The sequence below is a fragment of the Chryseobacterium angstadtii genome (assembly GCF_001045465.1).
In the GTDB taxonomy this organism is placed as follows: domain Bacteria; phylum Bacteroidota; class Bacteroidia; order Flavobacteriales; family Weeksellaceae; genus Chryseobacterium; species Chryseobacterium angstadtii.
Genome location: NZ_LFND01000003.1, coordinates 704,723 through 729,758, shown reverse-complemented (window position 1 = coordinate 729,758; position 25,036 = coordinate 704,723). Strand labels below are relative to the sequence as shown.

The 25,036-nt window shown below is 37.3% G+C and carries 13 protein-coding genes and 1 tRNA gene; 5 read left to right on the top strand and 9 right to left on the bottom strand.

Annotated elements, in window-relative coordinates; all coding sequences use genetic code 11:
• Window positions 1-4 precede the first annotated feature (4 nt).
• From ACM46_RS11150 to ACM46_RS11135, 4 genes are all read right to left on the bottom strand, one after another.
• Window positions 5-7,393 carry a coiled-coil domain-containing protein gene (locus ACM46_RS11150; RefSeq protein ID WP_048506720.1) on the bottom strand — a complete coding sequence of 2,463 codons (7,389 nt, stop codon included), beginning with the start codon at window positions 7,391-7,393 and terminating at the stop codon, window positions 5-7.
• Window positions 7,394-7,464: 71 nt separating this feature from the next.
• On the bottom strand, window positions 7,465-8,484 hold the full coding sequence (locus tag ACM46_RS11145; RefSeq protein WP_048506719.1) for a hypothetical protein: 1,020 nt from the start codon (window positions 8,482-8,484) through the stop codon (window positions 7,465-7,467).
• Between the two features lie 494 nt (window positions 8,485-8,978).
• The gene (locus ACM46_RS11140) at window positions 8,979-9,626 is read right to left on the bottom strand and encodes an N-acetylmuramoyl-L-alanine amidase (RefSeq protein WP_048506718.1); all 648 of its coding nucleotides are present in this window, start codon (window positions 9,624-9,626) and stop codon (window positions 8,979-8,981) included.
• 282 nt (window positions 9,627-9,908) lie between these two features.
• Window positions 9,909-11,132 (bottom strand): autotransporter outer membrane beta-barrel domain-containing protein, encoded by a 1,224-nt coding sequence (locus tag ACM46_RS11135; protein WP_048506717.1) that lies wholly within the window; start codon window positions 11,130-11,132, stop codon window positions 9,909-9,911.
• Window positions 11,133-11,451: 319 nt separating this feature from the next.
• Between ACM46_RS11135 and ACM46_RS23650 the strand changes: the two genes are divergently transcribed.
• Window positions 11,452-11,967, top strand: coding sequence for a hypothetical protein (locus tag ACM46_RS23650; RefSeq protein ID WP_338151996.1), 516 nt, complete (start codon window positions 11,452-11,454; stop codon window positions 11,965-11,967).
• A 367-nt stretch (window positions 11,968-12,334) separates the two neighbouring features.
• Here ACM46_RS23650 and ACM46_RS11120 read toward each other — a convergent pair whose 3' ends face one another.
• The gene (locus tag ACM46_RS11120; RefSeq protein WP_048506714.1) at window positions 12,335-12,751 is read right to left on the bottom strand and encodes a recombinase family protein; all 417 of its coding nucleotides are present in this window, start codon (window positions 12,749-12,751) and stop codon (window positions 12,335-12,337) included.
• Window positions 12,752-13,471: 720 nt separating this feature from the next.
• Between ACM46_RS11120 and ACM46_RS11115 the strand changes: the two genes are divergently transcribed.
• Entirely contained in the window at window positions 13,472-14,188 is a 717-nt protein-coding gene (locus ACM46_RS11115) for a tetratricopeptide repeat protein (protein ID WP_048506713.1), read from the top strand.
• Complete coding sequence (locus ACM46_RS11110) at window positions 14,188-14,940, top strand: helix-turn-helix transcriptional regulator (RefSeq protein ID WP_048506712.1); 753 nt, start codon at window positions 14,188-14,190, stop codon at window positions 14,938-14,940. Before ACM46_RS11115 ends, ACM46_RS11110 begins: the two co-directional genes overlap by 1 nt.
• Before the next feature lie 198 nt (window positions 14,941-15,138).
• Here ACM46_RS11110 and ACM46_RS23875 read toward each other — a convergent pair whose 3' ends face one another.
• From ACM46_RS23875 to ACM46_RS11095, 4 genes are all read right to left on the bottom strand, one after another.
• Window positions 15,139-15,306: a bacteriocin-like protein gene (locus tag ACM46_RS23875; RefSeq protein WP_420911832.1), complete on the bottom strand. Its 168-nt coding sequence runs from the start codon at window positions 15,304-15,306 to the stop codon at window positions 15,139-15,141.
• Window positions 15,307-15,504: 198 nt separating this feature from the next.
• Window positions 15,505-15,579 (bottom strand) — tRNA-Arg (locus ACM46_RS11105).
• A gap of 372 nt (window positions 15,580-15,951) precedes the next feature.
• Complete coding sequence (locus ACM46_RS11100) at window positions 15,952-17,721, bottom strand: TonB-dependent receptor (RefSeq protein ID WP_048506711.1); 1,770 nt, start codon at window positions 17,719-17,721, stop codon at window positions 15,952-15,954.
• Window positions 17,722-17,804: 83 nt separating this feature from the next.
• On the bottom strand, window positions 17,805-20,768 hold the full coding sequence (locus ACM46_RS11095) for a tetratricopeptide repeat protein (protein ID WP_048506710.1): 2,964 nt from the start codon (window positions 20,766-20,768) through the stop codon (window positions 17,805-17,807).
• Window positions 20,769-21,004: 236 nt separating this feature from the next.
• Here ACM46_RS11095 and ACM46_RS11090 point away from each other — a divergent pair, with 236 nt between their 5' ends.
• Window positions 21,005-23,245: a CocE/NonD family hydrolase gene (locus tag ACM46_RS11090; protein ID WP_083997386.1), complete on the top strand. Its 2,241-nt coding sequence runs from the start codon at window positions 21,005-21,007 to the stop codon at window positions 23,243-23,245.
• A 113-nt stretch (window positions 23,246-23,358) separates the two neighbouring features.
• A complete protein-coding gene (locus tag ACM46_RS11085; protein ID WP_048506709.1) occupies window positions 23,359-25,035 on the top strand; it encodes an APC family permease in 1,677 nt (558 codons plus the stop codon).
• The last annotated feature ends 1 nt before the right edge of the window (window position 25,036 follow it).

The following is a 25,036-nucleotide window of genomic DNA, read 5'->3' as shown; positions in this document are numbered from 1 at the left end:
TATTTTAAGCTAAACTGTTAAGAATTTCATCAGTATCATAATCTATCTCCTCAGAAGAATTGCTGCTGTCTTCACCGGGACCGCTGAACACTTTGGTAAACTCCCGTCTCACGGTAATGGTCACAAAACGGCATACTTCTATTTTCACCCGGATCATGCCTTTTCCCTGTATCTGGGTGCCGATTGCACTTTTCGTATAGGTCGCCTCAAGACGTACATATAATGATACGGTAACCATACCCATGATATCTGCATTTCCTGAAAGCATGACAAACATGGCCACTCTGCTGATGTCAGCTTCTTTTGGCTTTTTCACGAACTCACCTTCCAGTCCCATAGCAATAATGAGTGAGCCGCTCATCCAGCCCGCATTGAAGGCAAAGCATGCACTGGCATGGATACTCATGGCAAAATCCATGGTGAGGCCGTTACCGTTATTCGGTTTACTTGGTTCGTAGAGGAAGTTACATTTAAAGTATCCGCCGCCTCCGAAAATAAAGAATGCCAGATTAAACGGTGCTTCCCTGCTGCTCAGATAGAATCCTGTGCCTATTTTAAAATTAATTTTCGGGAATTTGCTGCCTACAATTTCCTCGCCCTGGTCAATAAGTGACAGTAAAAAGAAAGCTCCGAAAGACAGGTTAGACAATGATGTGGTACCTCCGCCTACCGTAATATTCGGGATGTTGACTGCCGCTTTGATTCCTGTAGGGATTTCTATTTCCTTACCTCCTTCATATTTGTATTTCAGCTTCTGTATACTGACTTTGAAATAGTCTGTTTTCTTTCCTTTTGCATCTTTGGCAGGAGGTACCGCTCCGGTCTTGCTCATTTCTTTGGTAGCATCGGTAAGAATTTTTAGCAATCCGCTCATCTTTATGTTTTGAGGATCAAGATCAAAATTGAATTTCCCGTCATTCATTTTTACCACAGCATTTTCAAATGTGATAAGCTCCTGTCCGGAAATATGAACAATCCATGATCCTGCTAAAGCTCCTGTACTTTTTGTGGTGGTGGTTCCGAACGGATCTATATCTGCATCCATATTGGCGAAAAACCTTCCTTTGTCCAGTTCCACAATCAATGAGCCTAAAGAGAAGAGTTTTTTTCTGTCGTTAAAAGCAATATCTGCTTTGGCTTTTACCCAGCCCCGAAGTTCTTTCCTGTCGAATCCCTGGGTTACTTTTATTTTATCCCTGAATTCATCCATGAATTTAAATCCGGGGATCATATTGGTAAAATCTGCACTGAGTTTATTGATGATATTACTGAAATCAAACTTCTTCAACATGGAATTGGAAAAATTGTCCCAGGTTTCTTTAGCAGGCAGAAGGCTGTCTGCAATAGCTGCAATGGGTAGATTGATTCCCACGGCATTAAGACGGTCTTCAAATTCCTGTACTTTGCCCATCACCGGGGTAAGCGACAGTTTTTCTTCTATATCTTTCCAGTCGGTATTGACGATCATAGAAATGGTCTCCCGATTGAAGCCCATACCCGGCGCGGTAAATTTTTCGAATACTGCCCTGTAATTGTTGAGTGTGGTATCTGCCACATCTTTCATGCTTTCCCAACTTTTTGCTACAGCGTCTGATTTTTGTACAATTTCTGCTATATGTCCTGCAACTTCTCCCAGTTCTGTGTTCAGCTCATTGGCCAATGCAATGGATGCGCTGATTATTTTATCCGGATCTCCTTTCTTCAAAGCTTCCTCAAGGTCTTTGAACTTTTGATATTTACCCAGCCATTCGTTGACGATTACCGGATCAAAGTTTCCACCTTTTATCAATTCCAAAAGGCTTTGCTTTATAGAATCCATAATATTGTTGATCCAGGAATTGACGGAAACGAGAATGCTATAAACACAAACCTCATCTTCTTTTCTTCCAAATAATACCGGTAAAAAGAACCGGATCAGTAACTGGTTGATTAATATGGCATCCGCTTGATTCCTTGTTTCCTCAAATTTTACATCAAACTCTGATTTCTTCAGATCATAAAAACCTTCAAGCTTCTTAATTTCATTATTAATCAATGCCCAGGCTGTGTCCCAGGCTTCATCTGTCTGCTCTTTAAATTCTTCTGTGAGCTTTTTAATATCTTTTTCTACCTCCTCGATAGAAGTTTGTAATTCTGCGTAAAATGCTTGAAGTCCTTCGTCTATATTGTCTCTGAAATCTTTATAAGAGTCTTTTGTTTTCTGAGTGAAGTTTTCCAACGTATCATGATTAAAGCCTTCTATTTCCGCAATGAAATCTAAGAAATAGGTTCTGATTTTATCAATCGCAGCAAGGATTTTATCCTTTATCTTTTGATCAATTCCTTTTGCATCTTTGATTTTAGTCTTTAAATCATCAATGGTCTGAAGTCCCGCTTTTATCCTGTCGATTATCTCATCAATTTTGTCAAGTTCTGCAAAGGCATTTTCTACTTCCCCATCTAAATTATCCAGCAGACCTTCAAACATCTTTTTATTATCGAGGAAAGTTTTTACCTTTTCTATGATATTCTCATTGAATACATTTCGAACTCTTTCCAAACCAAGATCCAGATTCAGTCTGAAGCTATTCAGTTCTTTCTGCACCCGTTCAACTTCCGTTTTAAAACGTTCGATATTTTTTTCATTGTCGGAAGTAAACTGATCAATTTCTTTTTTAAGTTGAGCAAACTGTTCATCAAGGAATGAATGGGCTCTGAACAGTAATCCGTCTGCTCCTTCCAGTATTTTTAACCAAACCGGCTGTACGAGGAAATTGAAATTGGAGTTATCTATTTTTTCCGATACTGATGGATCTTTTAACCAGAAATCTATTTGGTCATTTTCAACAGTAAGTACATTCTTTTTGTTCAGTAAGCTTTCATGTTCTTTTTTTAATTCTTGATTATTGACCCAGTCAAATTCTTTTTCAATTTCAACAATACGACTCTGAATGGATTGTATTTCTGCATCATTAGCTTTTTTAATTTCCCTTATTCTATCTTCAATTCCCTTCAGATATTGTAGTGGAATATTATTCTTTGGTTCCAATGGCTTTATACTATCAATATAACCGGAACGGATATGTTTTTTATAATCATCTATACTAATAGCCTGATAAGATCTCAACCTGTTTTCAATATCCACAAACCCGTTGGCTGTTTTTTGCAGTATGCCCGGTTTTCCTTTTTCTCCGAATAAATCGGTATAACCTGATTTTTTCAGAACTTCTTCGTTCTTCAGATCATTATTTTTAGTATTCAGCCTCATCATCGTTACCGTTCTCAGTTTACCCGTAAAAATTGAATCGGGATAATAGGCCCCGGTAACGGAAACAGGAGACTGAGAACTTTCAACCCTAAATGTAAAGCGTTCAAAACCGGGATATACATCTAAGGGAGCAGCGAGAGGGGCATTCAAACCTTCTCCTTTTACAGAGGCACTGGGCGAAATATCAAATTGCTTAGGGAGCGGCAATAGCGTATAATCCGTATACAGCACCGCAGGCCAGACATTGGTATTGGCATCTATGACCACATCAACTCCCCTGTAGTTTACTTTTTCCCGGCAATCGGTATAAAAATAAAGGTTTTCGGGCTCTGAAATGGTCACCGAAACAGTCTGGGTATGAAAATCGCTTCCGGCCAAAGCTTCCACAAGGACCTGAGGTTTAGGATATACTTCAGGATCTGCTTCTTTATTCCAAAGCGGAACTTCCCATCCTATGCCATCCCATTCGTTAGTTCCCAAATGGTATTTCTTTACGGTTTTACCCCATGACCCCAAAACAGGGATGATTTTGGATTTAAAGGTCATGGCTTTTACACAGCCGCTAGCTTCCATTATATTGCCTTCATAGTCGGGATAAGAACGGCTGGGCTCCAGGATTTCAATATATTCCCTTACTTTTCTTACCAATACTCTTCCGTTATGATCCGGCTGACCGGGAAACTGCTTTGACGTGACTACTGTTCTTTCATATTCGATAACATGTTTGGCTTTGTTCCAGAATACACCTATCCTTCCGATGCGTTCTACAGCATAAAAATGGGTTCTCCCCATTGTTGTGGTATTCTTAATAATGGTTTTATCCTGCGCAAACCGTGCAGTCTGCTTTGCCCACATTCCCAAAGAAGAAAACGCTATGTTTTTGATTTCGGCCGAAGTAGATTTTTTACCTTCTAAAAAGGCTTTCCAGAATTCTTTGTAGATGACTTCTGCTTCAAAGCCATAAAAAGCACCACCGGCTAATCCGTCAGCATTATGTAACCGTTTGATCTGTGCTAAAAGATCATCCTGCTTTTCTATGGACCTGATAGGGTACTTGATATCCGGACCAATGATTTCCAAAACATTCTTTTCTGATTTTCTGAGCAAAACAACCGTTCCTTCTTTGCTGTAGCCTGCGTATATCGATGTTGTTGTAAGCCTGCCAGAATCACCAGGACAGATGATTTCTCCGTCTGTTATGATCAGATCATTGGATTCATAAGGTTCAAATTCAATAACTTTATTATCCAGACCGATATCCAGTTTTATGATTTTTTTGTCAGCTTTATAGGCATAAATCAGATCGGATTCTTTCAGCAGTTCATCATCCTGAATTTCTTCACTTTTCAAGCTGATTGTTCCGTTTAAGACTTCAAACCGGTTTGATTCTCTCCGGTAATAAATAGCATTATTAATGATGATCAGCTGAGTATTGACAGAATTGTCTGTTGTTTCTTTGGCGTATATTATATTCTTTTCATCTACTGAACTATTTTCCGACTTCTCTATTTTTCCTTCTTTAATTATAAAATGAGCTGATTCAACAATGGAAAATCTTGGCTGGACAGTCAGTTCCTTTGAAAATTCTGTCTTACCAAATGCATCAGACCCACTTGGTTCCAGAATACCTAACCGGGACAGCCAGGCTCTGTAAAATGCCAGATAATAATTATAGGCTTTTGAAAAGGCTTCTTTTTGGCCTTCCGTAGCTTTCCACTGGATAGAATTGAGAGCAGGCGGAGGCGCTTCTCCAAGCTTAGAGCCCAATTCAGCAATATAGGTTTTGTTATCCGTATCCAGTATAGACACCAACCCATACAAGCTTTCAAACTGAGCATTGAGCAACGGAACACCAGGGGCCTGATCTCCCGTACGTCCCCAAATACGTTTCAGATTCCAGGCAGGGGCTACAAATCTTTTATTAAACCGGTCCTGTGCAATCGTTAATACGGCCGGAGGGCTCAGTCTGTATTCTATTTTTTTGCCTTTTTGCGGCTCTCCAATTTCAACATACTCAATTTTTTCGTCTTTGTTTTCTTGCTTGTCTTTCTTCTCTTTGCCTAATTCATCATGCTTCACGTAGGCTTCTCCTATGGATTGTGAAGGCAGGATCAATTTAAATCCTTTATCTGCCACTGCATCATTCGCTATTTCCCAGGCTCCGTCTTCATTGTTGAGATCTGATTTCTGAGCGACCAGCCATTCATTGTCATTTTCACCTTTGTTCTGAATAAACTGGGTATCTATCAACCCCGTAAACTGAGGATTATGATCCAGAATGACTGCTTTTACTCTTGAAGAATGATCCTGCCCATCTGTATTCGTTTCCGGATTGTACTTCAGTATCTGCATATCTACCCGAAAATCCTGTGCTATATTGATGCTTTCGGAAATCTGCAAAATGTATTTGATCTTCTCATCTGTTTTAGCATCCTTACTGTTTTCAGTGAGAGGAATAATCAGCGGGTACTGAACACGTTCTCCCATTCCCTGCCCAACAGCATTTGCGGTACCGGGAGCCAGGTATTTGTCTTTTCTTAAAAGATCCTGTCCGAATGGTTTTATATCTTTTACCGGGAGTCTGAAATTACGGATAGCATAATTAAGCTCAATATCATTAGCTATAGATTCATTATACTGCCATAGAAAGAAAGGTTTTTGGGTAGATTTACGGGTAAGATTAAAGTAAATGGCTCCAAAATCGCCCTTCTCTTTTAATCCTCTTAATTCAAACTGTAAAGAGCCTATGGAAACGGAAGGCATATAAGTTATTCCTTTTCCTTCGTACACAACCTGTTTTATCTCTATTCTGAATAAAGTTCCATTATCATTTACGCATTCTGTATTGCTGGAGGAATTAAATGTCAGCTGGGCATTCAGTTCTTCCCCGTTTACATCTCTTACATTTGGAAATGTTACCAATTCATCGTAAAATGGTTTTTTCAGTAATTTCAGATCGACATCTACAAGGTAGGTTTTAAGCAGATTATAACCGGCGCTGCCATATCTGTCTGTTTCATAATTATAATCACTACAAACTACGTAGGGCTCATCTGTTGCATTTTTTGTCCCTATAGAAGGAGCTATGGAAAACGGTAAGCTCTTATTGACTACTTTGCGGCTGCTTTTTACTCTATTTAGTAAATCATTGGCTTTATCAAGGAGATTCAGCTGTTTCAGTGTACGGTCCCGGCTCCAGTTCCCGATTCTGGTATATATTTCCCCTTTATAATAGCCTGCAATCTGTACAAAGTGCAGATCCGCCGTATCAAGAATGAAATCAATTGAAAAATCGTTTTTGAAACAGGAATAAATTGGGAAAATACTTCTTTTATTATCATTTTCCGTTAAAAAAAGCCATGCCTGATTGCCATACTTCGTATTCCAGCTATTTACTGCCTCTCCTAATCTATTGCTCAGACCCTTTTCAAAAATAGTATATGATAATTTCCAGTTAAACTCCTTACCACCGTCAACAAAATCATCTAGCCGTTTGTTTGACTGCCATACTACAGGAGAGTCTATTTCATCGTCAGCTCCCATCCTGAAATAGGGTTGACTGCTATTTCTTACCCCAAACCAAAATTGGAATTTAGTATTATATTCATTGTGCATTAAACATCCGGGAGCATCAAAGTAGAACAACCGATCCGATGATTCGAAATCTTCATCAATAATCACTACCGGAAACGGTTCATCCCTGCCTTCTGAATCTAACAAATACAGATGTCCTTTATTGATACCTATCTGCTGAGCTTCATCAAGTTCTAAATAAACATCGTCGGGTTCTGATGCATTAAAGTATACATACTTATATTGTCCTCCAATGGTTTGAGAATTGGTAAGCCTTAACCTATTAAACTTTATTTCTTTCTTTTTTAAGGAATCTTCTGCCTCTTGGCTCAGGGGCAACAGAAATAAGGTATGAGGTATATTCCATGAGGGTTTCGTAATCGTAGGATTTTCTTTAACAAAAGCGGTTCCCTCAAAAAGAGGATCTCCTTCCTTTTGAGGGTTTCTGGTTGTGAAAAAAATTCCAAATTTTAATCCGGTGTCATCCGCATCATCTCCCCATTGCAATTCTGCAATCAAATGAAGATGGTTTTTAAAATAAGTATTAAGCTTATCGGGAATAGTATAGGGCATAGCATTTTGAATTTAAAGATTAGAAATAATGCATAAAATGGAAAGCCAACAGGATCTGTAAACGATTAGTCCTATTGTTTCAGAGGAATTTTTTTCTCTTCTATCAGCTTTGTTGCCAGTTTTAAAAATTCGTCAGAAAGACCTTTTACCTCATCAGAAGAAATTTGCATCCCTTTCATTGCGACAAGTGTCCCAGGATCTATATTACGCTTTTTAAGCACTTCCGTTACCGCTTCCACTTCACGTTCATTTTTTGTTTCTTTAGGATTCTCACTTAGTTTAAAGCCTAAATATCCTGCTGCACTTACTCCTAATAAAGTAAGCTGCCAGGTTTCGAATTCCAGAAACGGAAATACTTTCGCCAATACATTATCTCTGAATACAAATACAAAAGCAATCCCGAAAATAAGGTTAAAAACCAGGCACTGAAACCTGTGAATACTGACCCCTCCATCATCAGAAAGGATATCTGTAATCCATCCTTTCGAATCTTCTATATCCTGATGCCGAAGACGAATAGGATTGGTGTTTTCTTTCATCTGCGTTTTATTCATGGTATCTCCCAGGACGGAAACTCCCAATCCTCCGGCCAATAAAATAACAGCGCTTGGAGTAAGTGCTACCAAAAACCCCGTATAGATATAGAACGACAAGTAACAGGATAAAATAATCATTGTCCACCAAAATACCTGCATTCTTGCAAAACTGTAGGGCCTTTCTTCTATCGGTTTTAAACCGCTTCCATCAGGAGAATAACTTAAATCCCGGCAGAGTGCTGTTTTCATGACAAGGGCAATTCCCGCCACCCAAATCAATAAAAACGAGATCCAGAATGAAGCTTCAAAACTCTTCCCTTTCTTCTTATAAAGAATTTCCGGATACTTTTTCTGGTATTCATAAGCAGTTAACAATGTGGGATCAGGCTGTTTTTGCTGTTCATCTTTTTTAGCTCCCACATCCTGAGGAGTAGTACCAGGGCTCGTCTGATTCGCTTGCTGACTGGTAGAATCAATAATAGCAGGATTAGCTGCATACAAATAACTTGAAGAGCTTAAAAAACTCAACATCAATAGAATAACAATTTTTTTCATAGTTAGAAATTTTTAGTTTAATGTAGTTTGTTCCTATGATCAGAATAAAGACCCCTTACATTTTAAACTTCTTCCCTATTCCAATCTATTTTTGGAGGTGTTTAAATCCCTATTTTATTACTTCATAAAATCTGCTCCGGTTGTTTCTTTTCAACTGATGGTTCTGTTTTATCTGTTAATAATTATTACCACATCCTGTTCCTTCACAAATTTTGTAATTATATGTTGTCCTGTCAATTACCCGTTTGGGTACTATTGTTAAACCTGAATTTGGATTTAAAAAATGTAGATGACAACGCTGAATGCTAAAAAAAGAGATATTTGATTTCTATAACCAAGACTATCCGAACCTCATCGCTTCTCGTTTAAAACCTGATACTTCGTGATCATCATTAAAATAAAAAAACCTTATCCAAAAAATAACAAAAGAAGACACTCTGAAAAGCGGTCTGTTTTCAGATTATTTAAGAATAGGGTAAGTTTTTTTGATCTGTCTAGATATCAGAATCTTCTGTATCCAATACATTGAACAACTGCTGCACCTCGGTTTTCTTTATACTGCTGTGTTTATTGATAAAGTCATCGACAGCAATTGACAAGGCACTTGCAAGAGATTTTTTGTAAGCAGTCTGCCTTAATCTTTGGGCATCGTTCGTTTCTGTAATAAAACTGATCTCAGCCAAAACAGCAGCTGTTTTAGGAGAATGATAAGCAGGATTCAGGACTCCCAATTTCATTTCTTTGACTCCTCTGTTTTTATAGCCTGTTGCCTGTACCAGTCTTTGCTGTACGGAAGAGGCCAACAGCACTGAGTCGCCACCGGCACCCGGATAAACATAGGTTTCCGTCCCCTGTGTTGTGGTATCACTCCAGCCGTTAAAATGTATGGAAATAAAGACATCCGCTTTATTGGTCAAAGCGAGGTTTGCTCTGTCTTTAAGGGATAAATTCGTATCAGTACTCCGGGTAAGATGAACCTGATGTTTCTTTAATCTCAGCTCTTCCGCAAGAAGGAGGCCGATTTCAAGAGTTAAATTTTTTTCGAGGTCTCCTAAGGCAGAAACTGCGTGATTTGCATCGGAGCCGCCCACATTATTCACACCACCATGCCCCGGATCTATGACAATGATTCCAGTTTTCATGATATTTAGTTTTCTTAAAATTAGTTATTTTAATTTAAATATCTGATAAAAAGTTTTTTTAACTGAAATAAATTTAAATGCACCATTTTAATTGACATTCAATTAAAAGCAGACCTTTAAAAGTATAGCCCGTTGTAAATTACGTCCCAATTCGGGAGAAAGCCATTTGCCAAACATCTGCCTCCACGATATACTGAAAAAACCGGAATAATCTTCCGGCTTCTCTTACTTTTAATCAAAGAAAATACTAAAATTACAATCTACTACTCAAGAGAAAGATCATTAGTTTGCTTTAATTGCAAAAACATAATTTTCACCATTTTGGTTAAGACTGGTTGTGGAGGTATTTCCATATGCTCTTGTATTCGTATCCCATATATATAGTCTTAAATTGGCAGCTGAAACATCAACTCTTATAATTCCTGCTGAAAACATCCCATATGTAAAAGCTCCTGCACCGCCGGTAGACTGTTGGGTAAGTACAAGACTGTTATTGTTAATGAAACTAAAATTATTGGTCGACAAAGCTGTATTAGAATCCGACAATGTTAATCTTGAAGCATATCTCGTATCAGCGGCTGTAGCCCCATTCACAAGAAAGCCTATAAATATAAACCATCTACCCTGTGGCAGATCAATATAAGCATTCATGTACTTATCTGCTGTTGTTCCATATGGGGTACTCACTGTTGGTGTTATTCCCGTTACGTTAGTCACAGTTGTATTTTGCCAGGTCGCTAATCCGTTACTATCAGAAGTTAATACTTTACCGGCTCCCTGGGTTCCGTCTGTAATTTTTACCGCCCCGTTAGTTGTTCCGTTATTGATCTCCAATCTTGTTCCCGGTGTAGCTGTTCCTACCCCGACATTTCCACTATTGAGGATGGTTACACCGGCTCCGGCAGTATTATTGGCTTGTAATGTAGCAAAAGTTCCGGCTCCGGATGCCGAGGTATTTGCGATCTTGATCACACCGTTGGTATTATTCCCGTTAGTTGATGTAATATTTAATGCTGTACCTGTGGTTAACCCAGTAGTTGAAATATCTAATGCCCTACCTGTAGTAATGGAGTTAGCGGTTAAATTAGTTGCCGTTGTAGCAGCAGCTGTACTGCTCCATGTAATATTATTCGTTCCCATAGTCACAGTGCGGTTATTGCCTAAAGTTCCATCTGAAGTATAGATATTTACATTTCCTGTATCTAATTTTCTCCAGGCTGTTCCCTCAAAATAATAATATCCGGTAGATGTAATGTTCACTGTTTGGCCTGTTGCTGTACCAGTAGAAATATTATTGATATAAATCAGCGTTCCATCAGGAACTCCAGACATATTAAATGCCTTTAATCGGTCTATTCTCGGAGCAATGATTCCGTCCACACTGGTTGCAGAAAGATTTTTGGCCACAACATCTAAAGTAGCTGCAGGATTGGTTGTATTTACCCCCACCTGGGCTTTAACAGAAGGGATCAAGAAAAGAACTCCCAACACAATAATTTTTTTCATTTTGGTTTATATTTAAATTTTATCTTTCAGCAGGCGTGTTTTACTAGCAATCTGTTGATTCGTACCGCTAATAATTTTAAAGAGAGCATGAATATTGATTTTTTAATGTGCCTATTGCTCATCATTTATTTTAATTTGAAATATTTTAAAAGCTGAGATTGATAGTGATAGCCCTGATGCTTATATTATTTCTGATCAACCACTCATGAAACCAAGTGCAAAGCTATTTCCTTTAAACTTTCACCACACAATAAGTAAGTACTAATAAGTATCAGATAAGCACCAAATAAGTACTCAATGCTTATAATTAGTCCATTCAATTACCAACCTTCTCTGCTTCAGGCCAAAAAGCAGACAATTTTCAGACATACGTATTACATACTATGATTTTTTAGGGACTCATATTGCCTCCGGTAAAGGGGAAGCCCAATCTGCCTATCTGTTTCTTAACCAAAAGTATAATCTTGGAGGAAGCGAATATAATTTTGATCTCTTCAACCCTGAATTTAATGGATTCCGGCAGAGAGAGCTTGCAATAAATGCAGTAGCTAAGGCAGGAATAGAGGTACAGTACAATCTTCTCAAAAATATGTACATCACTCCTTCTTTCCAATACGGAAAAATAAGTGACCGGTTTTCTCCATTTAACAAAGATAGTAATGATATGTATGGTTATGGGCTTAACCTGGGCTATGAATCTTTACTTGCCCCCATCAATATCAATGTGGCCAAAAACAATCTTGTGAATTTCTGGGGAATTTATTTCAGTATCTACAGTAATACTCTGCCCGCAATCCGGACAAAATGCAGTTTTCACAGAAGTGCCGCAGTTTAAACATTTATTATTCATTTCTTAAATCCTGCCAATGCGGAAATATTTGCTGTCACAATATTCTTTTCTGAAAAAAAATCTTCCATTTTGATATTGTATTTCTGCTAATTTTAAATTTTTTAGATAACTGAACGTTAGATAAATTATGTTTTTTCTGAAACTTCAGAATGGTTAAAATCGTAGCTTCATCATAAGATTTAAATTTTTGATTGTTGGCTATCTTTTTCCCAAACAACAAATCGTTCAATATAATAATGTCTAAAGAAGTCAGAGTACGCTTAGATAATATAGCGCTGCATTTCAACCTTTTATCCGGAAATTTCATTTCTATAATATCTTCAAAAATTTTTTTATAATCCGGCATACGCTGTTATTTAGAGGTTTGGTATTTATTGATCCATCGGTATAATGTAGTTTTTGGAATCTTATATTCTTCAATAATCTGAGTCTTCGTCTTTATGTTGTCATCAATAAGACTAAGGACAAATTCAATGATCTCCGTTGTATAAAGATGTTTCTTAAACACTGGCAAAGAAGTCTTATCTTTTGGTTTTTGGGCTTTGGAAGCGTATAGCATTAAATGGGTGGAATACAACCTGAAAAAATCATATTTTAAAAGCTTGGACCACTTCATTAAAATATCACAATCCAAAGATTTTTGGGTATACATCTCTTCAATCATTGACTGAATACAGTCAAAATAGTCACAAATTCTGTCAATATGAAGAGAATCTTCCTGAACCTTCGTCTTAATAAGTTTTCCAATATGAATATCGTTTAAATACATGCTTTTTTATTTTAAATTAGTCAATAATGCTGATGAATATTTCGAATGAAGGAACAGTTTGTTCTAAACTTTTACCGCTGTAAAAGTTGAAATGGTTTTTGGATTCTGCGAATATAGAATGTATATGAATTCACTTTGAAAGCAGTAAGCAAATCAAGTATCTAATACGTATGGATTTTACTCCGTTTTCAAATAATGTGAACTATCTTTTTTAGTACAGAAGTGTAGTATTTTAAATCTGATTTCGAACATCAATACTTTTACAGAAGATTATTTTAAAGTTTTAGATGGTACAATTTAAATCAACAAGAATTGATTTTTTTACATACCATAATATTTTTTCACTGAAAATATATCATGCGAGTAAATTAAACTTATTGATAATCAAATCATAGTATATAATACGTAGCCCGCTTAATTGCACGTATATAATAAGTATGATACTTTTGAGAAGAAAAAAAACAATGATGTCATTAGAATATAATAACAATTTGAAAAATGAATCCCGAAAAAAGTCATGTAAGAATGTCAGAATTATTATAAATATTTTCCACATTTTCTTTCAGGAATATTAAAAATACATACTGTAATATTCCACCGACAATTATTAAAAAAACCAAATGTTTCATCAGTAAAATTTCCGGAAAAATTTACTCAATACATAGTTACAGAATAACTTCAAATTATTAGTTTAACAAAATAAAAAGTATCGAAAATTTCATGATCACAAAAAAAATTATTTCGTTTATATTCCTTTTTACACTACATACCTTATCTTTTTCTCAGGAGTCCAAAGAGAAGCAGTTAATGGCAGAAATTCAGGTTTTAGATCCTGATGCCATAGGCGATAAAGAAATTAAAAAAATTAATGGAATCATTGCCGAGTGCAAAAAAATGGATTACAAAGACTGTCTGGCATTCAGCTATGCCGTAATGGCCAATATCTATTTCAGAGATAATGACAAAATAAAAGCCCTAGCCTATATCAACAAAATTGATGATGAAAAGTTAATCTATTCAGGCACCTCTTCAAATATTCTATACTACGTAAAGAATACCCAGTCTACCATCTATCAGGATGCCGGAAAATATATGGCAGCCTTAAAAAAACTGGATGAGATGCCTCAAGATATAAAAGATAATCCCTGCATCAATTACAGAGTACAACTAAAAAAAGGGACTGTGCATGATGAAACTAAGAATGCTAAAGAAGCTTTTATCAGCTTCAAAGAAGCCTACAGATTATCGAAAGTATGCAGAAGTCATCCTGATTATTTCCCCCCGAATCAAAGAAACCGAATCAGTGAAACGTATGCAGCAACTCCTTATTTAGCCACTGCTTTTTTACAGATCAATAAACTGGATTCAGCCAAGATCTATATTTCAGAAGCATTGAAAGATATTGAAGTACTACGCAAAACCGGAAGCTTCAATTAATGCACGACACCTATTTTTATGCAGGGTCTATTTACAGGAAAACCAATGATTATAAAAAAGCACAGTATTATTATCTGGAAGCAAAAAAAATTGCAGACAAGTATTTCCCAACTGAAAACAGCCAGCTGGATATTGCAGAAGAGCTTAGAGAGTTATATATAAAGATGGGTGAAAAAGACAGCGTTGCTTATTATTCTCAAAAAATCATTGAAATCCAGCATGCCAATGAATCGAAAAATATTTCAGTAAAAAATACCATAGACAATAAAGATTTAAATGAAAAGGAATCTCTAAAGAATAATAATAAAAACTTAATCTATTCACTCATTGGGGCTGCAATAGTATGCTGTTTCTTAATCTATATTGCATTCTTCTTTTACAGGAAAAATAAAAGTAAAAAACTGGACAAAATTGATATCCCACTAGTGGAAAGTACACCACAGAATAATTATAGCGAATTATTTGAAGAAGTAGTATTACTCGCAAAGCAGAACAAACAGGAATTTTTGACAAGGTTTAATGACCTTTATCCTGATTTTACAAGAAAGATCTTACTTTTAAACAATAATATTCAAAGCTCAGAACTGAGATTTTGTGCTTATCTGTACCTCAATTTTTCTACAAAAGATATTGCAGAATATACTTTTACATCTGTAAGAACAGTGCAGACAAAAAAATACAATTTAAGGAAGAAATTAAACATTCCCACAGACATTGACATCTATGTTTGGTTCAGTGATTTGCTGAAATAAGCTTTAATGGGTATTTATCTGATTATATCAGGAAATTACTGATTTCTAATGGTATTAATATTTACCATTACAAACACAATATTGCTTCCAAAAATTCGTACAAACATGCCATTTTGATTTTTCATAAACACAACAAAAAAGCCCTCTCAATGAGAAGGCTTAATTTGTACTTTATAATCAGATCATCTGAAAAGAGAGTTAACTTCCAATAGGAACGCAAGAACAAAGACAATCATAAATACCCTGTTCCGGATCACACACATAGATAGACTCACATTTAAGGTAGTATTTTGCCGGGCATACGGTTGTGCCTGATCCCTGGATTGATCTCATCCCCTCTCTTGTAATTTTCTTTAAATTTTTCATAATTATTTATTAATATGTTTGTTTTATAGTACATATAGTACCTATTCCCAAATATAACTAAATAAAATTAACTACAAAACACTTCTGAGAGAATCTATACCCTTTTTATTCCTGAATTATCAAGAATTTTTTGAATGAAACAATTCTTCGAGGGCTATTTGGGTTATAAAATAAAAAAGCCCCTATAGCAGGGGCGATTGGTGACCGCAGAAGGATTCGAACCCTCACTGTCGGAGCCGAAATCCGAAGTTCTATCCATTAAACTATGCAGCCGTATTCATAAGCAATATTTCATAAGCTTTGAATAATCACAAAGACTTATCACTTATGTTTTCCGACTGCGAAAATACAGATTTTTTTACAATTTATCCAGTTTGTAAAAGTTTAATTCTAAAATCATTTACAGGATCAATCGCCTTTTGAAGAATGATCCATCGGTAATAATATTCGAAAAAAGGAACTACCTTGAAGCAAATAATTAAATGTCAGATATTTAAAAACAAAACATCCAACATCCAAGATAATTTTCAGATGAAAGCAGGAAACCTATTCTTTCCATTATCAATGTTAAAAAATAACATAGTACACAACAAAAAGCCCTGCATTCCGGAATGCAGGGCTTTTTTATATCGAATATTTTTAATCTTAGAAAGTAATCTTCACTCCTCCCATCACCTGAGCACCTAAGACCTTATAGCCTTTATACGTCTGGTAATTGGAGTTCAGCAGGTTGTTTCCGAGTGCAAAAACACTGAAATTCTTGTGGAATTTATATTCTGCGGAAAGGTTCAGATCTGCATATCCTCCTACTTTGTCATTTCTGTTTTCCGTAGACTGGTAAACCATGTTTGGATTGGCTACCCCGTCAATAGCGAAAGAGTTTGTCGTTCTGTCACTGGCAAATATTCCTTTGAATCCTAACAGTAATTTCTTGTCAAGCATGGTATATTTAGCTCCGATGCTTGCATTCAACAGAGGCACGTTATAAATATCCGCGTAATTTTTCAGGTTATATTTGGTAAACCTTACTTCTCCGTCCAATACTAAGTTTTCAAGCGGAAAATACTGTACGCTGCCTTTAATATCACTTACATTTCCATCATCATATACCGCAGAGAATGTATTCGCGAAATCATAGGCAGAACGGTTCAGAGAATAGGTATTATCAAATAAACTGTTTCCCTGGAAGAACATAATATTCCTCATTTTTCCGTAACCGGCAGAGAAGTCGTATTTAAACGTTTCGTCGATGTCTCCACGTAAACCTATATAAAAATGATATTGTGTCTCTGTAGGCTTTAAAAACTGGTCAGAAAGGATGAATGGGTTCGCCTGCAGAAGATCTCCGTAAGTGTTCAGCTTTAAACCTCCGTCTACCCCTCCGTAGAATTTAAATTCTTTAGCAGCAGCCACCTGAAACTCAGCCTGTGGGAACCAGTAAGTTTTATTATTTTTTACTTCCCCGCCCATGGTATCATTTGAATTTTTGGCATTCAGGAAAGAAAATCCGGAACCCAGCATTAAATAAGAATCTCCTTTTCTGAAAGTTACTTTCGGAGTAAGGCTGGTATTAAAGAAATTGGATGAGTTTTTCTCTCTGATTGCAAAATCTGTTTTCACAGCTTCCACTCCAACTCCTAAATCAGCGTTTAAAACAACACCTGATTTACCGATTTCCACGGCATGCTTGGAAAGATTAGCTAGGATGGAAACCTGGTTTTCCTGGGCATCAAAATGATCTTTCAGGAAAGATGATTTCACCCTTACATCATTTAATATTTCATTGGAATAAAAATCATAATATCCATTGACTTTAAACTGGTTCACTCTCTGCTTCAGATCCACATCTGCAGAAGGCGTCAATGCATAAATTCCGTAATATCTATTATTATCCAGGCCATACTGAGCGTTCAGGTTGAATTTCCCTTTTTCTCCGTATGAATTTAAATAAGCCCCGATGGCTGTAGAGCTCTGTTTAGAATCCCAGTCATATTCTTTTTTCAGGCCTAATGTAGAAAGGAAATGGAAATCTGCTCCTACTTCCAGCTTGTTGTCAAGAGTTTTGGAAATATTGGCATCACCGAGAATCTTCCCGAAATTACCCATACCGAACTGCAGATAGTTATTCTGCGCCGTTCCTTCGAATTTCGGGGTTACATCCTGTCCCTGAATGGTAGATGTTTTAAAATCCGAAACCGCAGGCACATCCGTGATGGTGTATTTCACAGGGTTCTGGGATTTCTCTTCCGGCGGATAATTCTTGATGGTTTCCACAGAGGTTTTCTTCTTCTCAATCTTCTTCACCTCCGGCTCCCTTTTCTTATTAAGAATCAGTTTTTCCTCCTTGATCTGGGAAAACGCAAACTGCGAAAACCCTAAAAATAATATGGATAATAATTGAATTTTTCTGTTCATTATTTTTTGTATTTAAGTATTTCAGTAAAAACGTATTAATGATTTTTACATGAATACATTATACATTAATACAATAGTACATTCTACTTTTTAATCTGCTTTTTAACCTCTTTTGCCTCTGCTACAATCTCAGGGAAATCTTTATAGTTTTCAATGATCTGGTCGCAGGTATAACTTGCCTGGTAATTGTCTTTCAGTCCCAGATAGTTTTTAGCCATCAGTACCAAAGCTTTTGCTCCCCAATAATCTTCGGATGCATAATTGTTAGCCAGTTTAAAGATCGTTTCATTGGAAGACTTGAATGCCTTTCCTTTATTCTGATAATAAGCTTTTGCATAAATAGCTTCTGCCGCCACCGATGTGTTGGACGATTTTTCAAGAGAAGTATACGCTGACTGCGCCTCTTTATCTTTCCCTGAATTCATAAGGCTTCTCGCCTTAATCACCTTCGCTGTTTCAATCACCGCTGCGGAGTTTTTCGTATTCGCAATTACGGCATCTGCCAGCTTCTCGGCCTGAGAGAAGTTTTTCTCGTCGGCATACATTTTCATCAACTCTACATTCGCATAGTTTTTAATGCCAACGTCTGAAAAATTTTTAAGGTTTTCAAGATACTTTTTAGCTTCCGAGGTGTTCCCCTGAGCAACAAAGATCTGTGCCAGACGGGTCTGCGCATCATCCTGATAATCATTCTGTACCGCTGCTACCTCCTGAAGAACAAGAAGCGCTTTGGTTGCATTATTGGTTTGATAGTAGCTTTCTCCCAACTCGTATTTAGCCTGGTAAAGCCCTTCTCCGGTAGGATTCTGCGTCAAATATTTTTCGTAGTAAGAAATAGCATTTTTGTAGTCTTTCTTCGTGAAATACTGTTTCCCGGTAGAAAGATTGATCTCGTCTATTTCAGAAGCAGCCACATTCACCCCGATGTTTTTTGCAAAGTTTTCATAACCGGAAACATCACCATTTTTCGTAAAAATAGGTTTGGCAGCCTGAACAATTTTATCAGCATAAGCCGTATTTTTATACTGCTCGCCTAAGGATTTAAGCTCAGAAAGAGCTTTATCACTCTGGTTCTGGTCAATATAATTCTGTGCTCTGTAAATAGAGGCATTCGCAACAAGATCTTTATCTGAAGACGTCTTAATCACTTTTGCAAAATAATCATTGGAGTTGGCAAAATCGTCCTGCGCGGAATAAGCGGTTCCCATTTCGTACTGAGCATCATCATAATACTCAGAATCCGGGTATTTGGACAGAAGAGTTTTCAGATTGGTGATTTTTGCCTGTGTATCACCTTTAAATCCTAAAGCCATCGCTTTTTGATATAAGGTATAATCTGTGGCATCTTCGTTTTTATCATAGATTGCAATCGCTTCGTTCAGATCGTTATTCGCATAATGGATGTCTGCCAGACGAAGTTCTGCATCATTTTTAAATTCAGGTTTCGGATTGCTCAGATACTGTTTGAAATAAGTCTGCGCCTGATCGAATTTTTTAGCTTTAAAATAAGCATAGCCTAAATCATAAGGCAACTGCTGTTTTTCAGGGAAGGTTTCGTTAAGAAGCTTCTCGTAACGAACAATTGCAGACGGATAATTCCCTTTCTGATAATATACCTGTCCCAGCCAGTATAAAGCTCTGTTGTAAAATTCTTTATTGATGTTGAATCCTAAACTTCTCAGGAAATACCTTTCCGCTTCGTCATAGTTTCCTTTGTTGAATTCTTCTGTTCCCAACAAATAAGAAACCTCCTGATCTACTTTATTGATCTCAGGAGTAGAATTTTGAAGCCTGTCGATCGCGTTAAGCGTTTCTTTATAGTTTCCGGAATACAGATAAGATTTCACAAGAAGAGATCTCATTTCCGAAGCATTGGCATCATTCTGATTGTCGTTGATATAGCTTTGAATCACCCCTGAAGGACTTTCAAACGGATTCCCGATATCATAACTTAATTTTGCGTACTGCTCGTGAGCCAGTTTTTTAACCTTAGCATCATAATTCATCTGGTATGAAGAACGGAATGCTGAAAGCGCTTCCTGCTTTTTATCTACCGCCAGATAAGCGTTTCCTAACTGATAATAAGCATTCTGAGCAAGCGCTGAATTGCTGTTGACAAGCTGGTTGTAATAAGAAACCGCTTCATCATATTTTTTAAGCTGAGCCGCTACAAACCCCATTTCATACAAATCGTTTTCAGAAGGGTTCTGCTGTACGCTCAGATAGTCTTTTAAATGCGGATACGCCGAATTATAATCATTTTTCATGAAATAACTCTCTCCGATGATCTTATGAACTTCTGCTTTGTAAGCATCAGAAATATTCTCATTCAGTAAAGCCGTTCCCTCAGAAATAGCCTGATCATAATTTTTATCGTTGTAGTACATCTGTACATAATAAGGACGTACCAGTTTAGAGAATTTAGCCTCGTCTTTTACAGAATCGAAATACTGGAAAGCCTTATCATTCTGTCCACCCGAATAATACAGGTGTCCCAGCATATAAGCGATGTCTCCTTTTTGAGAAGCATCCGCTGTTTTATAAGCTTCTTCCAGGGCATCGGTAGCTCCTTTGGTATCTCCCGTCATGAATTTTGCATACCCAAGTTTCAGGATGTACTGTGTATTTTCTTCTTTTGAAAGCTGATACTGGTTAACTTTTTTCAAGGTCTCCAGCGCTTTGTCAAAATCTTTTTTGGCCAAATAATAATCTGCCAGCGGAAGATTCGCCTGGGCAAAATAGGCAGAATTCGGATACTCTTTCATAAAGGCTGTAAGCCCTTCCTCTGCATGATTTTTCTGAAGGATCACACCGATCACATTATCAAAAAACTGCGCCGCTTCTTTTCTGGATCTCGACAAATTCTGGTTATAGAAATATTGTCTTGCGTATTCAAACTGAGAAGCATTGTATATTTTGGTCTGATAAAGATTTTCTGCGAGATTGAACCTGTAATTGTCCTGCTGTGTAAAGTACTGTGACTGTTGTGCTTCGGAAACTCCGAAATAAAGCACGGCAGCTGAGAGAAGTATTTTTTTTGAATTCATTCTTTTTCTGAATAAAAAGATTAGTCTATATAAGTTAACGAAAATATTAAAAACTTATTGTTTAAGCAAGTTTTAAAGGTTTAATAACATAAATTAACAATTAATTCCATTTCACTGTTTGATGATAAAAAATGATTAATTTAGTATCATAAAACAGAATGGATATCAATTCGGAATCATCAAAAAAATATTCTGACTGAATTCTCATTCTAGACCAGCTAAAAACATACCATTACATGAAAATTAAGATACTTTTAGCATTAATTTTTGCTAACCTGATGCAGGCTCAAAAATTTTATTTTCCGAAGACTGCCGTAACAGACTCGGTTGTTCTGGAAAAACAAATGCCTCTGTTGGCATCAAAACTCCTCAAGCAGACTCCGCTGCTGAAACTTAAGAAAACCAGCAAAATGGCCTATTTAGACCAACTTTTCCGTTTACAGCTGGTTGCGAAGGATTACAAAAAATCCAATACTTCTTTAGCAGATTACCGCAAGGAATTTGCAGACCATGACATGGCAGGGAATAAATTCATTATCTACGAATTTTACAGTCTGGCCAAAATAGCGGAAGCAAAAGAAAAAATTCCGTTTCCAGGTGCCCTTCAAAAAGCATTCAATGCAAAATATGAAAGTCTCCCGGATAAGCTGATCACCAAAATAAGTATTGCAGTGGACGGGGATGTGGGTGCCGCAAGAAAAGCACTGAAGGAAACGCTGAACAAACAGAAAGACAAAGACAGTATAGACTATGGATCTGCACTCGCTCTTTGCAGAAGCTACCTGAACTACAAAACCTTTTCCGTCACTAAACCTCAGATTACTCAATTGGTTATCTCCAAAGACAATGAAAAGTTTATTACCGAAACAAAGGATATCAAGACAAAAAGCGGAAATACCCTTACAATCATCATTGTCAGAAAAAAAACAAATACGTCTCCCCTTCCTGTCATTCTCACCAATAATATCTATGCAGGTCCTATTGATGCTTATTTCGGAAAAAGAGCAGCCGTATACAATTACGTAGGTGCTGTAGTGAATACCCGCGGAAAAAGAAACAGCAATGACGAGAACAATCCTTTTGAACACGAATCTCAGGATATTTATGAAGTTATCGACTGGGTAAGCAAGCAACCCTGGTGTGATGGTAAAGTGGGCATGATTGGCGGAAGTTATCTGGGCTTCAGTCAGTGGGCAGCTGTAAAAAAATTACATCCGGCTCTGAAAACCATTGTTCCTCAGGTGGCCGTAGGAATCGGAATAGACTATCCTGCCCAAAACAATATTTTCATGAGCTACATGCTGAGATGGGTTCAATATGTAACGAACAACAAACTTACTGATGAAGCAGATTTTGCCAATGCCAAGAAATGGGACTCTATTAATACCGCATGGTACAAAAGCGGCCGGTCTTTCAGGTCTCTGGATATGATAAGCGGCAAGCCTAGCAAAATATTTCAGAGATGGCTGGATCATCCCGGCTACGACCAGTACTGGCAGAAAATGGTGCCTTACAAAGAAGATTTTGCCAACATCAATATCCCGATTTTAACGACTACAGGATATTACGATGATGATCAGATCGGGGCGATGTACTATTTTAAACAGCATCATCAATATAACAAAAATCCTAATCATTATCTGGTAATAGGTCCTTACGATCACGGTGGTGCCCAAAGCTTTGGATTTACCTATGCCAATGGCAATCCCATAGATCCAGTAGCCAGAATAAGCATTGATGATCTTGCTTTTTCATGGTTTGACTATATTCTGAAAAATGGTAAAAAACCGGCACTGTTACAAGACAGAATCAATTTTCAGGTGATGAATACCAATACCTGGAAACATGCTCCTTCTCTTGAAAAAATGCATACTTCAACGGTTAAGTTTTATCTTCAGGACCGGAAAAACAGTTCATCTGTCTTTAATCAGCCTGCTCAGAAAGATTTCGTAAAACAAACAGTTGATTTCAAAAACCGGGATGAAAAAGAAACTTATCACCCGGTAAGTAAAATAGACAATATAAAAACCACCAACTCTGTTTATTTCGAAAGTGAGGTTTTAGACAAAGACCTTATCATCAGTGGAAATCTGGCCGGATACTTCAATGTTTCCATCAACAAAAAAGATTTTGACACTGATACCTATCTGTATCAGATCCAGCCGGACGGCAAGTCTTTTTTATTATCCACCCACATTGTAAGAGCCAGCTATGCGAAAAACAATGCAGTGCGTCAACTCCTTCAGCCCGGGAAAACGGAACAGATTCCTATTACGAATTCGATGTTCATCAGCAAAAAAATTGAAAAAGGAAGCAAATTGGTCCTGCTGGTAGGCGTAAATAAAAACTCAAGCTGGCAGATTAATTACGGAACCGGAAAAGATGTAAGTGATGAAACCATAAAAGATGCCGGTGAGCCTTTGGAAATTAAGTGGTATAACGACAGCTATGTGGAAATACCTATTTATCAAGAATAAAGGCTTTTAGCTCTTATAAACTCAGTCTTTTAACTAAAAATTATGATTACATCCAACATCAAAATAAAAAATCATTACATTTGCTTTTTTTCAAACTCAAATATAAATATTGAATGAATCAACTTTTCAGAAGGAAAAACTATTCAGAAACAGATACATCTACTAGCCTTTTAAGGGTTTTAGGTGTTTGGGATATCGTTTTTTTTGGTATTGCGGCCATTATAGGAGCAGGAAGCTTCAGCAGTTTAGGTGAAGCGGTTTTCAGAGGAGGCCCCGGAGTTATTCTACTATATTTAATTTGTGGTTTTGCCTGCGGTTTTACAGCATTATGCTATGCAGAATTTGCCAGCAGAATTCCTACAGCGGGTTCCGCATATACGTATGCCTATGCCAGCTTCGGAGAACTGATTGCATGGGTAATCGGATGGGCACTGATCATGGAGTATTCTTTCGGGAATATTTATGTAGCCTTTTCATGGTCCGACTATTTCACCAGCTTCCTGGGACGTCTGGGTATGCATATCCCGGATTATCTGACCTGCAGCTATACGGAAGCCAGAAAAGCCGTTCAATATGGCTCAGAGAATAAGGAACTGCTCAATGCATGGAAAACAGCACCGCTAATCGGAAGTTTAAAATTCATCGTTGATCTTCCTGCATTGGTGATCAACGGACTTATTACATGGCTATGTTATGTAGGAGTAAAAGAGAGTAAAAACTTCAACAATTCCTTAGTTATTTTAAAGCTGGCGGTTATTGTTTTGGTTATTCTTGTCGGTTTTGCTTACATCAATACAGATAACTGGACCCCGCTTAATCCGGAAACTCAGGTGGCTTCTTTCATGCCTAACGGTTTTGCAGGCGTAATGAGTGCTGTTTCAGGAGTATTCTTTGCCTACATAGGTTTTGATGCCCTGAGTGTACTTTCCGAAGAAACAAAAGACCCACAGAAAACGCTTCCAAAAGGAATGATTATTTCTCTTGTGCTTTGTACGGTAATTTATATTGCATTAACCCTTGTTTTAACGGGAATGGTAGATTACAGAAAATTTGACGGTGTAGGTGATCCGCTTTCATTCATCTTCGAAAAATCTAATGCCAATGTAGCCTGGATGGAACTTGTGGTTTCTTTTGTTGCCATCGTTGCCATCACTACTGTATTACTGGTTTTCCAGATGGGACAGCCGAGAATATGGTATGCCATGAGCCGTGACGGTCTGATGCCTCAAAGGTTCCAGAAAGTACATCCAAAGTATAAAACACCTTCCTACGCAACCGTCATAACAGGTATTGCTGTGGGAGTTCCTATCCTGTTTACAGATAAAACCTTTATTCTTGACTTCACCAGCATCGGAACGATCTTCGCCTTTGTACTGGTTTGTGCCGGAGTTCTAATGCTTCCTGCAAAAGAAAAGATCAAAGGCAGATTCCACCTTCCTTATATTAATGGTAAAATCATATTCCCGGTTATTTTCATTGGAGGATTGGTTGCTTTCTATATGTGGCAGCCAGCATTTTTCACCACCTTAATGGACTGGAATGATCCTAAAGAAGGAGAATTCAGAGCTTCCATCTTTGTTTTCATCGTGATTAATTTGATTCTGTGTCTTTTTGCCTTCATCAAGAACTTCTCTTTAATTCCTCTTATCGGTTTAAGCTCCTGTTTATACCTTCTTACGGGGATGAGCCATGAGAACTGGTTCTGGTTCGGCCTTTGGTTTGCGCTGGGACTTGTGATCTACTTCTGCTACGGGTACAGAAACAGTAAACTCAGAAAAGAAATAAAGTAAA